Consider the following 12,161-nt stretch of genomic DNA (forward strand, 5'->3'; position numbering starts at 1 on the left):
GCGAAACCGTGTCGATCCGTCCGGAGATGGTCGACCATCGACGCATGATCGACGCCATCATCCGTCTCGTCCGGACGCTGCCGGCCCGCATCCCCGCAGTACAGTCGGCAGATCCGTTCGTGGAGATCGTCGCCATATCGGCCGGGGTGGCCGAATGCACCGCAGATGCGGTGGCGGACTACGCGATCCGCGTGTCGATATGACCGTCAGCGACGGGACGGAGATCGACACCGACGTCCTCGTGCTCGGCGGGGGACCGGCCGGTACCTGGGCGGCGCTCGCGGCCGCCCGGGCCGGGAGTCGCGTGGTCCTCGCCGACAAGGGCTACTGCGGGACGAGCGGCCCGACCGCGTCCGGCGGCAACAACCTCTGGTACCTGCCGCCCGGACCCGAGCGCGCCGCGGCCGTCGACCGCCGCCACATCGAAGGGGGACTGCTCTCCGATCCCGCCTGGATGCACCGGGTGCTCGACGAGACCTATCGACGCGTCGACGACCTCGCCGTCCACGGCCGTTATCCCTTCGGCGTGGACCCGGAGACCGGACGTCGCCGGGGCAGCAGCGTGCAGGGACCCGAGTACATGCGGCGGATGCGCCGCCTCGTCCACCGCGCCGGCGTGCGCATCCTGGATCAGTCGCCCGCCCTGCAGCTGCTCGTCGACACCGACGGTGCGGTGGCCGGCGCGACCGGTGTCCACCGCCGGCAGGGGTACGAGCCGTGGACGGCGCGTGCCGGTGCGGTCGTCCTCGCCACGGGAGGCTGTGCCTTCCTCTCCGGCAGCTTCGGTACCGACGTCGACACCGGCGACGGTCACCTCATGGCCGCCGAGGCCGGTGCCGAGTTCTCCGGGATGGAGTTCTCCTCGGCCTACGCGCTCGCGCCTTCCTGGAGTGGGCACACGAAGGGACTGTTCATGCAGTTCGCGACGTTCTACGACGACGCCCGTGTGCGGCTCGGCGACGACCGCGCGACCGCCATGCGGTACCTGCTCGACGGTATCCCGGTCCACGCCCGTCTCGACCGGGCACATCCCGACCACCGCGAAGCGATGCGTCGTTCCCAGCCCAACTACTTCCTGCCTCTGGACAAGGCCGGGATCGACCCGTTCACCGAGATGTACCCGGTGCGGGCGGTCCTCGAGGGAACGGTGCGCGGTACCGGTGGCCTACGGATCACCGGGACGGACTGCAGCACGACGGTCCCTGGTCTGTTCGCCGCCGGCGACGTCGCCACGCGCGAGCTGATCACCGGGGGCCGCAGCGGTGGAGGCAGTCACAACGGGGCCTGGGCGATGTCGTCGGGTTCGTGGTCCGGGGCGGCCGCCGCAGAGTTCGCCCGGAACCGCGGTGTCCCGGACGTGGCGAGACCGATCGGCGGGGTCGGCCTCGAGGGTGACCCGGACCGCGCCGCGACCCGCGCGATCATCGGCCTGGTGCAGGAGCACACGCTCCCGCTCCGACGTAGTTTCCGGCGGACGGCCCGCAGTCTCGAGGACAGCATCGCCGCACTCGACGACGCGTGGACCGCGGCGCCCGTCGTGCTCGGCGGACGAGGGCGGGAGCTGGTACGAGCCCGGTCCGGTGCCGCGCTCCTCGCCGTCGCCCGGTGGGTGAGCCGCACCGCCCTCGCGCGTACGGAGACGAGGGGCATGCACGTGCGCACCGACCACCCGGACACCGACCCCGACCTGCAGTACCGCCTCGTGACGAGCGGTCTGGACCGCGTGGACGTCCGTGCCGAAGGACACCTCGTGCGACGAGGAGCGAACCGATGATCGAGGTGATCGTCGCGGAGCGGTGCATCTCGTGCGACATCTGCATCGCGGTGTGCCCGACCGACGTCTTCGAGCGTGCACCCGACGGGCTTCCCGTTGTCGCGCACCAGGAGGACTGCCAGACCTGCTTCATGTGCGAGGTCAACTGCCCCGCCGACGCTCTCTACGTCGCACCCTATTCGGCTGCGGTGAGCGAGGATTCGCCACACCGGGACGTCGATGCGCTCACGGAGTCCGGTGCGCTCGGGCGCTACCGCGCCGTCGTCGGATGGGGTCGGGGACGACGAGCCGGTGCCCGTGAGGACCGCAACGACCTGTTCACGGGCCGGGCCTGAGGGCAGCGGCACCCGGGGAGCGGGTTCACCGCAGTTCACGCACGAAGCGGCCGATCTCGGCGATCGCGCGGCCGCTCTCCGGGACGACCCCCGCCGCGGCCTGGAAGGCGTGCACCTGTTTCTCCCACACCTGGAGTTCGGCGGAGACCCCGGCGAGTTGCAGTCGCCGGGCCATCAGCTCGGCGTCGACGTAGGTCATCTCCTCGGATCCGGTCTGGATGAGTGCGGGAGGCATCTCCGACAGATCGAGATCGACGGGGGAGGGGACCGGTTCGGCGCCTTCGCCGCCGAGGCGTTCGGCGCGTTCGACGAGGGTGGACAGCACAGCGACGGCGCGTCGCGGGAAGACGGCACACCGGTGCGAGTTGGGATGGTCGAGTTTGCCCCGCGGGTCGAGATCGGTGAGGGGCGACAGTGCGACGGTGCCGGCCGGGCGGCCGATGCCGAGTCGTACGGCTTCGTGGGCGACGGCGAAGGTGAGGAAGCCGCCGGCGGAATCCCCGGCGATCACGACACGCTCGGCCGGGTGGCCGTGCGCCACGAGCCAGCGCAGTCCGTCGAGGCCGTCCTCGACCGCGCGCCGGATCGGATGGCGGGGCAGCATGCGGTAACCGACGGCCAGGACCGGCGCGCCGGTGGTGGCGGAGATGCGGGAGACCAGATGACGGTGCGTGGTGAGGCCGCAGCACAGGAACGCGCCGCCGTGCAGGTACAGGACGGCGGTGCCGTCCATACCGCCCCCGACGGCGGTGCCGTCCATACCGACCTGCGCGGCCGGGGGTGCGGCACCCTGCGCCCAGAGCAGTTCCGCCGGGCACATCGGTAGGTCGACTCGCCGGCGGTGTGTGCCGGGCACGGGCACGAGAGGGAACGCGAGGTGGTCTATCGCCGACGCCGGCCAGGGGAGGGTCGGGGCGTACGACCATGCCTCGATGAACGGCCGCACGGTACGGCGCACCGAGAAGGACAAGGCACGGGACCGAGTGCTCACCCCCGCGAACTCGCGCGCGGTCGCGTGGTGCGCGGGCAGAGGGAGCAACTCGGTGCGGGCGACGCTCATGACCGGCACCTCCTCGGTCTGCCCGGAGTCGTGGTCGGACCCGGTCGGGGTGGCTGCACGAACTTCGGATTTACGAGGATACGCCCGTTCATCCAGGTCGCGAGGGTTTGCTGAGCAATCGTTGTGGTCCTGGTCTCAGAGTGACGATTCCGGGCGGAGGCGGGTTCTCGGCGATGTACCTTCTGTCAGGTACCGGCAGTGCAAAAAGTTTTCCGGACCTTCTACACATCCCGTACTTTTCGGGCCACACTGACTGTATGTTTCGACTGCGGCGCGCGGCCCGGCGTCGCTCCTGGGGGACGAACGAAGGCGAGATGTTGCGTAAATTCGACGTTGCAAGCATGAGTGCCGACGAGATCACCGCGGCGGACCTGCCCCGGATGGTGGCGGACGCCGCGGCATGCGAGCCCGACCGGATCGCCGTGGCGCACGGCATGGACACCACCACCTACGCCCGCTTGCACGATGAGGTCGTCAAGCTCGATGCGGCCATGGGGATCCTGCTGGGACAGGCCTCGCTCGTGCCCATCGCGCTCGCCACCGTCTTCCCGGCGCTGGCCGACTCGGCGCGCGGCGACCTGCGCAACGTGCTCGACGCACTCGTGATCGACCTCGTCGACTGCGTGGCCCCCGCGCCTCTTTCCGCGGCCGGCTGACGAACCGCCCGGTATCCACCATCATTGAATCGGTAGGTCGACGAACGAAGTGATCGGTGCTGCACGGCGGTACCGGTTCGGGTGGGAGGTCACATGGACGACGACACGCTCACCGTCGCCTGCAAGTACGGCGAGGTCCGGGGGTATCGCGACGGCGAGGTCTACGTCTGGAAGGGCATCCCGTACGCGGCCCCGACCGGTTCCCGGCGGTTTCGAGCGCCGCTACCGCCGGAACCGTGGGACGGCGTCCTCGACGGCGCACGGTTCGGACCGATAGCTCCGCAGAGCCGACAGAGCCCGATCGGGATCGACCCCGAGATGACGTTGAGCGAGGACTGTCTCTCGCTCAACATCTGGGCGCCGTCGCCCGACGGACGCCGACGCCCCGTCATGGTCTGGATCCACGGTGGCGCCTACGTGCTCGGTTACTCCGGTCAGAAGATCTACGACGGCCGAAACCTGTGCGAGAGCGGCGATGTCGTGATCGTCACGATCAACTACCGGCTCGGCGCGCTCGGCTTCCTCGACCTGTCGTCCTTCTCCACGCCCGGGACCACCTTCGAATCCAACGTCGGCCTCCGGGACCAGATCGCCGCCCTCGAATGGGTGCGCGACTGCATCGCCGACTTCGGTGGCGATCCGGACTGCGTGACGCTCTTCGGCGAATCGTCGGGTGCGGGGTCGATCACCACGCTCATGACGGTCCCGAGGGCCAAGGGCCTCTTCCATCGTGCGATCGCCCAGTCGCCGCCCGCCACCTCGGTGTACGGCAGCGACCGTGCCGCGACCGTTGCACAGCGCTTCCTCGAGATCCTCGACCTGTCGCCGTCCCGGGCCGCCGAACTACTCACGATGTCGACCGACACGCTGGTCGAGGCGTCGGAGGTGCTCGTCGCCGAGACTCCGACGAAGGTGCCGGGGACGCTCGCCATGACACCGGTCGTCGACCGCGGCCTGGTGCCGAAATATCCGGTCGCGGCCTTCCAGAAGGGGCTGTCGCACCGGATCCCGCTGATCATCGGCTCGAACAAGGACGAGCCGTCCATCTTCCGCTTCATGAAGTCCCCGCTGATGCCCGTCGACGACACGGCGGTGCAGGCCATGTTGGCGGCGTTGGCCGACGACCGGACGGATCTGCCTGCCGAGCGACTCGCCGAGATCGTCGCGGCGTATCCCGACCTGCCCAAACCCATCGGGGCGATGGCGCTCTCGCGGGACGCCGGTTTCCGCATGCCGGTGCTGTGGGTCGCCGAAGCGCACAGCGCGCATTCGCCGACCTGGGTGTACCGCTTCGACCACGCCACCCCGATGCTCAAGGCCGCCCGGATCGGAGCCGGGCACGCGACCGAATTGCCATATGTCTTCGGAAATTTCGGCACTCTCGGCCGGGATCCGTCCTTCTGGCTCGGCGGCCGCAAGGCCGCCGGTGAGGTCTCCGGTCGTGTGCAGCGGCGCTGGTTCGCGTTCGCGCACCACGGTGTGCCGGCGGCACTGGACGGTTCGAAGCACTGGCCGCAGTACGAGGCGGAGGAACGCTCGACCCTGCTCATCGACTCCACGGACAGGGTCGAGTCGGATCCGGACGGCGAGATGCGCCGGGTCTGGGGTACCGAGGTCATGGCCTTCACCTGAGCGCGCCCGCGCACCGGTGCGGCACGTGCTCCGATGGCACATGCCGTGAGATGACACATACGGTGCGTTGACCGGGTTGAACACGTGTGCAATCCTTGAAACGTGCATTCAATTGCCGCCGGTGACGACCTCACCACCCGTGCACGGATCCGCGACGCTGCCATCCGGTGCATCGCCGCGTACGGGGTCGGCGTGCCGCTGCGGACCATCGCCGCCGAGTGCGGCGTCAGCGCCTCGCTGATCGTGCACCATTTCGGATCCCGCGCCGGATTGAAGGAACACTGCGACCGGTACGTGCTCGACGGGATCCGGCAGGCGAAGAGTGCCGTCCTCGACCCGAAGGTCGGACCGGCCGCGCTGAACGACCAGATGGAACACATCGAGAACTACGCGACCACGGTCGCCTACCTCTTCCGCACCCTCCGGACCGGCGGCGCCCCCGCCGCCGACTTCCTCGACCGGCTCGTCGCCGACACCGAGGCCTATCTCGAGGAGGCTGTGGCCGCCGGAACCGTGCGGCCCAGCCGGTTCCCCTCCGAACGAGCACGTGCCCTCATCTCGTTCAGCGTCGGCGCCGTGCTCATGGACCTTCCCGGTCCCGACGAATACCTCGACCTCGAAACCTTTCCTGCCAGGCTGCGCGCCTACACCGAACGCCTCGCGCTGCCGATGCTCGAGCTCTACACCGAGCCGTTGCTGACGGACTCGACCCTTCTCGACGCCTGTCTGGCAGCGCGTGAGGCACCCCCCGACTCCTGACGGAGGAAAGATGGACACCCCTCTTATCGAAATCCGCGACATCGTCAAGACATTCGGAACCACCAGAGCTCTCGACGGGTTCTCGATGACCGTCGAACGCGGCACCGTCGCGGGATTCCTCGGACCGAACGGCGCCGGCAAGTCCACGGCGATCCGCGTGCTGCTCGGAATGCTGCGTGCCGATTCCGGCACCGCCCGTGTCCTCGGATTCGACCCGTGGACCGACGCCGTCGCGATCCACCGCCGACTCGCGTACGTGCCCGGCGACACGAATCTGTGGCCCACCCTCACCGGGGGCGAGATCATCGACGTCCTCACCCGCATCCGCGGGGGAGAGGCGCGCACGCGTCGTCGCGCCGAACTCCTCGAACGGTTCGAACTCGACCCGACGAAGAAGGCCCGCACCTACTCGAAAGGCAACCGGCAGAAGGTCGCACTCGTCGCCGCCCTCGCATCGGACGCCGAGCTCTACCTGCTCGACGAACCCACCTCGGGTCTCGACCCGCTCATGGAGGCGGTCTTCACCGACGAGGTGCGAGGGCTCCGCGACCGCGGCGCGACCGTGCTGCTGTCCAGCCACATCCTCGCCGAGGTCGAGAAGCTCTGCGACACGGTGACGATCATCCGGGCCGGACGCGACGTCGAGACCGGCACCCTCGCACAACTGCGGCACCTGACCCGCTCGTCCGTGCGGGCCACGACCGCCGCCCCTGCCGAGCGACTGGCCGGGCTCTCCGGAGTCCACGACCTCTCCACCGACGACGGCAGGCTCGCGTTCGACGTCGACAACACCGCCCTCGCACCGGTCCTGCAGGAACTCGGCGGACTCGGCGTCGAGAACCTCACCATCACACCCCCGTCACTCGAAGAGCTGTTCATGCGGCACTACGGCGACACCTTCGACACCGGTGACGGGAACGGTGCCGGTGCCGGTGCCGGTGCCGTGGAGGAGGTGTCCTCATGATGACCACGACGACACCGACAGCAGTGCCGACCCCGAGCGGTACCTCCGCGACGTCCGCGGCACCGTTCACCGGGCTCGGCACACTGCTGCGGTTCTACCTGCGATTGGACCGCGTGCGGATCACCGTCTGGACCCTCGCGCTCGCCCTCACGGTGTGGTCGACCGTCCTCAGCCTGGCCGCGGTCTATCCCGACGAGGCCTCCCGGCAGGCCCGCGCGGCCCTGCTGGAGAATCCGGCAGCCGTGCTCATGACGGGACCGGCCTACGGGATCGACAACTACACGCTCGGGGCGATGACTGCGAACGAGCTGAGTCTGACCGTCTTCGTCGCGACGGCGATCATGAGCATCCTGCTCGTCGTCAGGCATACCCGAGCGCAGGAGGAATCCGGCCGGCTCGAACTCCTGCGGGCTCTGCCCGTCGGGGCCTACGCCCCGCCGGCGGCCGCCCTGCTGTTGGTCTCGGTCGCGAATCTCGTGGTGGGTACCGGCATCACCGTCGCGCTCATCGCCGGCGGGCTCGATGTCGTCGGCTCGATCGCCTTCGGTGTGGCCTCCGCCGTCACCGGGGTGCTCTTCGGCGCAGTCGCCGCGGTGACCGCCCAGTTCGGCGAGCACTCCCGCTCGGCCACGGGCACCGCGCTCGCAGTGCTCGCCGCGGCCTTCTTCGTCCGCGGAGCCGGCGACATCATCGAGGCCACCGGGTCGTGGCTGTCGTGGCTCTCGCCGATCGCCTGGGCCCAGCAGACCCGGCTCTACGTCGACGAGCGGTGGTGGCCGCTGCTGTTGTCCGTCGCCACGACGGTCGTGCTGCTCACCGTCGCCGTTGCGCTGTCGCGGCGCCGCGACCTCGGAGCCGGTCTACGGGCGCCGAAACCAGGCCCCGCCGAGGCCGATTCCGCGTTGCTCGGTCCGGTGGGGTTGATCCGGCGCCTGCTGCGCGGAGCGTTCGTGGGATGGCTGACGGGACTGGTGCTGTTCGGTGTCGCGATGGGCGCCCTCGCCAGTTCCGTGGAGGATCTCATCGACGAGATGCCTCAGGTGCTGGACATGGTCGGCGTGGATCCCGACGCCCTCACCGCCTCCTTCGCCGGGATGATGCTGATGTTCCTCGCCCTCGGCGCCACCGCCTTCGGTGTGTCCGCGGTGGTGCGAATGCGCAGCGAGGAGGACGGCGGACGGTCCGGTCTCGTGATCATCACCGGAACCGGGCGCAGCGCATGGCTGTCCGCGGCACTCGGTGTGATCGTCGTCCAGACGGTCGTGGCGCTGCTCGTCTCCGGCGCCGCGACCGGACTGGGGGTCGCACTCGCGGTGGGCGACTGGGCGTGGGTGCTGCGGATGATCGCGGCGTCCCTGGCCTACGCGCCGGCGGCGATCCTCGTCGTCGGCGTGGCGTTCGCGCTGCTGGGCTGCGTGCCGCGCGCGACCGGGCTGGTGTGGGTGCTGGTGGTGTGGACGGTGTTCGTCGCGTGGCTCGGCGAGATGCTCGACCTACCCGACGAACTCGTCGCACTGTCGCCGTTCTCGCACATCCCGCTGGTGCCCGCAGAGAACGCGACGGCGATGCCGCTGATCATCCAGGCGGTCGCGGCGGTGCTGCTCGTCGCAGCGGCGATCGTGGGTTTCCGCCGCCGCGACGTGCAGGTGTGACGGATCAGTTGCGGTATTCGGGATGTTCGGAGACGAACTTCTCGACGTACGAGCAGGACGTACCGATCTTCAGTCCCTGCTTCTTGGTCTCGTCGAGGGCGTGCTTCACCACGATCCCGGCGAGACCCTTACCGCGGAACTGCGGGTCGGTGACGGTGTGGTCGAAGTCCCGCAGGTCGCCGTGCTGCGTGTAGTCGGCGTAGGCCGCGAGGTCGTCGCCGAGATAGAGCGCGAAGCGGGCCTTGTCGGCATCGTGCTCGATCCGGGGTTCGGTGCCGTCGATGTTCTGCGTCATGATGTCACCGTACTCGGGGCGTGCTCTGGAGGAGTGTCGACGACGATCGCGTCGTCGTCGGTCAACGCCACGTGCTCGACGCCGTGCTCGCGCAGGTACAGCAGGGTCCGCTGTATCCCGTCGTCGGCCAGCATCGAGTCACCGGCGTGCGGCACGATCGCGTGCTCGACCCAGCCGAGTCCGTCCCACACCACCGGGACACCGCAGGTCGCGGCGACCTCGTCGGGGTCGTCGGAGAACTCGATGCCGCGCAGCGACGGTGTGGCGACACAGGCCCCGGCGCTGTAGCCCCCGTACACGAGACGGTTGTCGCTCACCAGATCCGTGAGCACGGTATCGCCTCCGCTGCGGGCCAATTGCGCTCGCAGGACGAAAGTGTTGCCGCCGCGCACCCACACGGACGTGAAGCCCGACAGTCGCTGCCGCAGCGAGTCGGGATCGTCGAGGTGATCGCGCAGATCCACCTCCTCCGGAGCGAAGCCGAGCGACCGCAGCGGGCCCATCTCGCTCGTGACCGCCGCCGCGCGGGCGGAGGCCGGCCACGCGTCGGCGGCGTTCGCGATCACCGCGATCCGGCCCGGCGCCACCAGACGGACGAAGGCGTCCGGGTCGGCGCCGAACCGGTAGGAGGACAGGAACAGCCGCACGACGTCAGATCGTGAACGCGAGGTTGTCGACGATGCGGCGCCCGACCTCGGTGTCGCCGCCGAGGGTGATCTCGTCGATCCGGTCCTCGGCGCGCACGCGTCCTCCGGCGAGCCGAACGAACAGTCCCGAGTCCATCGCGATCGTCGTGGTGGCCGGTTCGGAGAGGGCCGGGACCTCGGTTGCCCGTCCGTGCACCTCGACGTGGACGGTGCGTGCGAGGGGACCGGAGAGCTCGATCGTGATGCGTGCTCCCTCGGGGGCCTTGCCGCGCTTGCCCACGATGAACGGAACCGCACCGAAGACCTCCGCGGATCCGAGTTCGGCACGCGGGCCGCCCTCGCTGCCCGTCCTGCCGAGAGCGTCGCAGATGTCGAGTTCGTGGAGCCAGCAGTCGAACACGCGGATCCGCATGAAGCGTCCGTAGGGCGCCGGCCCGACGGGAGTGTTCGACTGCTTCCCGAAGTCCGCCTGTGTCATCGCGCCGAGTTGCTCCGTGCGCAGGGCGACGATCTCCCGGTAGCGCTCGAGCACGTCCGGGCCGGGGACGGGACGCAGCGACTCCACCCACAGCTCGTTGAAGGCCGCGATGTCGTTGCGGACGTGGTCGAACGAGCGCACGTCGCGTTCGATGCGCGGCGCTTCGATGCCCGCGAGCATCGACTCGGTGCCGATGAGATGCGCAGTGATGTCCTTGACCGTCCATCCCGGTAGGCAGGTGGCGGTGGTCCACTCGTCCTCGGTCGGTCCCGAGAGCAGATCGTCGAGCACGGCGAACTGCTCGAGCAGCAGCGGCCGGATCGTGTCGATCGGGAACTCGGCAGCGGAGGTATCGGGGGTGGTGTCGGGCTGCGATGTCACTGGTGCTCCTCGGCGGTGAGACGTTCGAGACCGGCGCGGATGAGTGCCGCGGTGGTCTCGGGGTCGTGGGGTCGACGGCGGACCAGACCGATACCCATCCGGACACGATCGCCGTTCCAGCGGGGCAGGACGTGCAGGTGGGTGTGGAAGACGGTCTGGAAGGCTGCCCGTCCGTCGTTCAGGACGAGATTGGTTCCGTCGGTGGCGAGTTCGGAACGGGTCATCGCCCGGGCGATCCGCTGTCCGGCGCGGAAGACGGCCGCGCCCGACGCCGGATCGAGGTCCTCGAGGCGTGCGGCGTGCACGCGCGGGATCACGAGGGTGTGCCCGCGCGCGATCGGCCGGATGTCGAGGAAGGCCACTACCTCGTCGTCCTCGTACACCCGTGTCGCCGGACCGCTGCCGTCGGCTATGGCGCAGAACACACACGAACTCACCGGGCCACCTTAACGCGGTGTGTCGGTCCCGATCCCCAGCGCGTCCACGAGTGCGGGAAGACCCACGGCGGCCGTGGTGCGCCAAGCATGGTCGACCTGATCGCTCAGATCGGTCTCGCGCGGATCGATCTGTACCACCGGCACGCCGTGACTGCGCGCGAGCGACGGCAGGCCGGCCGCCGGGTAGACGACGCCCGAGGTGCCGACGACCAGCAGCAGGTCGGCCTCGCGCAGGGACTCGGTCGCGGTCTCCCACGGTTCCTGCGGCAGCATCTCGCCGAACCACACGACGCCCGGCCGGCCGTCGCCTCCGCATGCGGGGCACGACGGCGGATCGAGACGGGCGACGGGATCCTCCGGCGGATCGGGGAGGTCGACGGCACGCTCGCACCGGCTGCACCGCGGGGCGAACAGGCTTCCGTGCAGATGGGTGACCTCGTGGCTTCCGGCCCGCTCGTGAAGGTCGTCGACGTTCTGCGTCACGATCTGCACGTGCGCCGCCCGTGCCCAGTCGGCGAGGGCCCGGTGTCCGGCATTGGGTTGTACGCGCCGGACGAGCGCGACCCGCCACTGGTACCAGGCCCAGACCGTCGCGGGATCGTCCGCCCACGCCGCTGGTGTGGCGAGGGCGGTGGCGTCGAAGTTCTCCCACAGTCCGGTCTGCGCATCGCGGAAGGTGGGGACACCGCTCTCGGCGGACATCCCGGCGCCGGTGAGGACGGCGACGCGGCGGGCCGAGCGGGCGAGGTCGAGGACGGGTTCCGGCACGTTCATGGGGCCAGGTTAGGTGCTCGGGTCAGGAGGGATCCGGGATCGGGTGCTCCCTGCCGCATCGCGGGCACGGTTCCTCCTCGGAGGTGAGCATCGCCCCGCAGTCGGGGCAGAGGAGATGGAGCCAGCAGACCGGGTCGCCGCCGAGGTCGGCCGTGCCGGGGTCGTCGTCGACCGTGAAGTCGGCGGGCGTGTCGTTCGCGGGGTCCTTCCGAGGTTCGTGTGTCACGGACACCCCCTACGCGGGCTGCCGGACGAGCGCAAAGGCCGGGTCCGGTGACCGAGTATCTGAATCGATTCCGAAGTGTTCTGAATCGGTA

General features: G+C 69.6%; 15 protein-coding genes. 8 read left to right on the forward strand and 7 right to left on the reverse strand.

The window, feature by feature from the left end:
- Window positions 1-44 precede the first annotated feature (44 nt).
- Genes KXC42_RS07585 through KXC42_RS07595 form a run of 3 tightly spaced genes read left to right on the forward strand, consistent with a single transcriptional unit; the run spans window position 45 to window position 2,109 of the window.
- Window positions 45-203 (forward strand): hypothetical protein, encoded by a 159-nt coding sequence (locus tag KXC42_RS07585; protein WP_019288929.1) that lies wholly within the window; start codon window positions 45-47, stop codon window positions 201-203.
- On the forward strand, window positions 200-1,774 hold the full coding sequence (locus tag KXC42_RS07590) for an FAD-binding protein (RefSeq protein WP_219130123.1): 1,575 nt from the start codon (window positions 200-202) through the stop codon (window positions 1,772-1,774). Before KXC42_RS07585 ends, KXC42_RS07590 begins: the two co-directional genes overlap by 4 nt.
- Window positions 1,771-2,109, forward strand: a complete 339-nt coding sequence (locus KXC42_RS07595) for a ferredoxin family protein (RefSeq protein WP_006552903.1) — start codon at window positions 1,771-1,773, stop codon at window positions 2,107-2,109. Before KXC42_RS07590 ends, KXC42_RS07595 begins: the two co-directional genes overlap by 4 nt.
- A gap of 25 nt (window positions 2,110-2,134) precedes the next feature.
- On the opposite strand, the gene KXC42_RS07600 is transcribed toward KXC42_RS07595, so the two are convergent.
- Window positions 2,135-3,169, reverse strand: coding sequence for an alpha/beta hydrolase (locus tag KXC42_RS07600; RefSeq protein ID WP_200359842.1), 1,035 nt, complete (start codon window positions 3,167-3,169; stop codon window positions 2,135-2,137).
- 341 nt (window positions 3,170-3,510) lie between these two features.
- Between KXC42_RS07600 and KXC42_RS07605 the strand changes: the two genes are divergently transcribed.
- From KXC42_RS07605 to KXC42_RS07625, 5 genes are all read left to right on the forward strand, one after another.
- On the forward strand, window positions 3,511-3,825 hold the full coding sequence (locus tag KXC42_RS07605) for a non-ribosomal peptide synthetase (protein WP_228044996.1): 315 nt from the start codon (window positions 3,511-3,513) through the stop codon (window positions 3,823-3,825).
- 93 nt (window positions 3,826-3,918) lie between these two features.
- Window positions 3,919-5,457 (forward strand): carboxylesterase/lipase family protein, encoded by a 1,539-nt coding sequence (locus KXC42_RS07610; protein ID WP_033098002.1) that lies wholly within the window; start codon window positions 3,919-3,921, stop codon window positions 5,455-5,457.
- Between the two features lie 102 nt (window positions 5,458-5,559).
- Window positions 5,560-6,216 (forward strand): TetR/AcrR family transcriptional regulator, encoded by a 657-nt coding sequence (locus tag KXC42_RS07615; protein ID WP_064851613.1) that lies wholly within the window; start codon window positions 5,560-5,562, stop codon window positions 6,214-6,216.
- A gap of 10 nt (window positions 6,217-6,226) precedes the next feature.
- Window positions 6,227-7,180 (forward strand): ABC transporter ATP-binding protein, encoded by a 954-nt coding sequence (locus tag KXC42_RS07620; RefSeq protein ID WP_219130124.1) that lies wholly within the window; start codon window positions 6,227-6,229, stop codon window positions 7,178-7,180.
- The gene (locus KXC42_RS07625) at window positions 7,177-8,832 is read left to right on the forward strand and encodes an ABC transporter permease (RefSeq protein ID WP_257606057.1); all 1,656 of its coding nucleotides are present in this window, start codon (window positions 7,177-7,179) and stop codon (window positions 8,830-8,832) included. The genes KXC42_RS07620 and KXC42_RS07625 overlap by 4 nt, the downstream gene beginning before the upstream one ends.
- Window positions 8,833-8,836: 4 nt before the next feature.
- Here KXC42_RS07625 and KXC42_RS07630 read toward each other — a convergent pair whose 3' ends face one another.
- The 6 genes from KXC42_RS07630 to KXC42_RS07655 are packed head-to-tail and all read right to left on the reverse strand — an operon-like array spanning window position 8,837 to window position 12,070.
- Entirely contained in the window at window positions 8,837-9,127 is a 291-nt protein-coding gene (locus KXC42_RS07630; RefSeq protein WP_006552909.1) for a GNAT family N-acetyltransferase, read from the reverse strand.
- Window positions 9,124-9,774, reverse strand: coding sequence for a Type 1 glutamine amidotransferase-like domain-containing protein (locus KXC42_RS07635; RefSeq protein ID WP_219130125.1), 651 nt, complete (start codon window positions 9,772-9,774; stop codon window positions 9,124-9,126). Before KXC42_RS07635 ends, KXC42_RS07630 begins: the two co-directional genes overlap by 4 nt.
- A gap of 4 nt (window positions 9,775-9,778) precedes the next feature.
- Complete coding sequence (locus KXC42_RS07640; RefSeq protein WP_006552911.1) at window positions 9,779-10,633, reverse strand: maleylpyruvate isomerase family mycothiol-dependent enzyme; 855 nt, start codon at window positions 10,631-10,633, stop codon at window positions 9,779-9,781.
- Window positions 10,630-11,070 carry an HIT family protein gene (locus KXC42_RS07645; protein WP_050993456.1) on the reverse strand — a complete coding sequence of 147 codons (441 nt, stop codon included), beginning with the start codon at window positions 11,068-11,070 and terminating at the stop codon, window positions 10,630-10,632. The genes KXC42_RS07640 and KXC42_RS07645 overlap by 4 nt, the downstream gene beginning before the upstream one ends.
- 9 nt (window positions 11,071-11,079) lie before the next feature.
- Window positions 11,080-11,844 carry an NAD-dependent deacylase gene (locus tag KXC42_RS07650; RefSeq protein WP_219130126.1) on the reverse strand — a complete coding sequence of 255 codons (765 nt, stop codon included), beginning with the start codon at window positions 11,842-11,844 and terminating at the stop codon, window positions 11,080-11,082.
- Window positions 11,845-11,866: 22 nt separating this feature from the next.
- Window positions 11,867-12,070, reverse strand: coding sequence for a hypothetical protein (locus KXC42_RS07655; RefSeq protein WP_006552914.1), 204 nt, complete (start codon window positions 12,068-12,070; stop codon window positions 11,867-11,869).
- Window positions 12,071-12,161 lie beyond the last annotated feature (91 nt).

Origin of the sequence: Rhodococcus sp. LW-XY12, from assembly GCF_019317345.1 — a bacterium.
GTDB lineage: Bacteria > Actinomycetota > Actinomycetes > Mycobacteriales > Mycobacteriaceae > Rhodococcus > Rhodococcus pyridinivorans.

Coding starts and splice junctions, on each gene's coding strand:
- KXC42_RS07630 (WP_006552909.1), bottom strand. CDS start 9,127: ATGACGCAGAACATCGACGGCACCGAACCCCGGATCGAGCACGATGCC.
- KXC42_RS07590 (WP_219130123.1), top strand. CDS start 200: ATGACCGTCAGCGACGGGACGGAGATCGACACCGACGTCCTCGTGCTC.
- KXC42_RS07620 (WP_219130124.1), top strand. CDS start 6,227: ATGGACACCCCTCTTATCGAAATCCGCGACATCGTCAAGACATTCGGA.
- KXC42_RS07605 (WP_228044996.1), top strand. CDS start 3,511: ATGAGTGCCGACGAGATCACCGCGGCGGACCTGCCCCGGATGGTGGCG.
- KXC42_RS07585 (WP_019288929.1), top strand. CDS start 45: ATGATCGACGCCATCATCCGTCTCGTCCGGACGCTGCCGGCCCGCATC.
- KXC42_RS07610 (WP_033098002.1), top strand. CDS start 3,919: ATGGACGACGACACGCTCACCGTCGCCTGCAAGTACGGCGAGGTCCGG.
- KXC42_RS07650 (WP_219130126.1), bottom strand. CDS start 11,844: ATGAACGTGCCGGAACCCGTCCTCGACCTCGCCCGCTCGGCCCGCCGC.
- KXC42_RS07595 (WP_006552903.1), top strand. CDS start 1,771: ATGATCGAGGTGATCGTCGCGGAGCGGTGCATCTCGTGCGACATCTGC.
- KXC42_RS07600 (WP_200359842.1), bottom strand. CDS start 3,169: ATGAGCGTCGCCCGCACCGAGTTGCTCCCTCTGCCCGCGCACCACGCG.
- KXC42_RS07625 (WP_257606057.1), top strand. CDS start 7,177: ATGATGACCACGACGACACCGACAGCAGTGCCGACCCCGAGCGGTACC.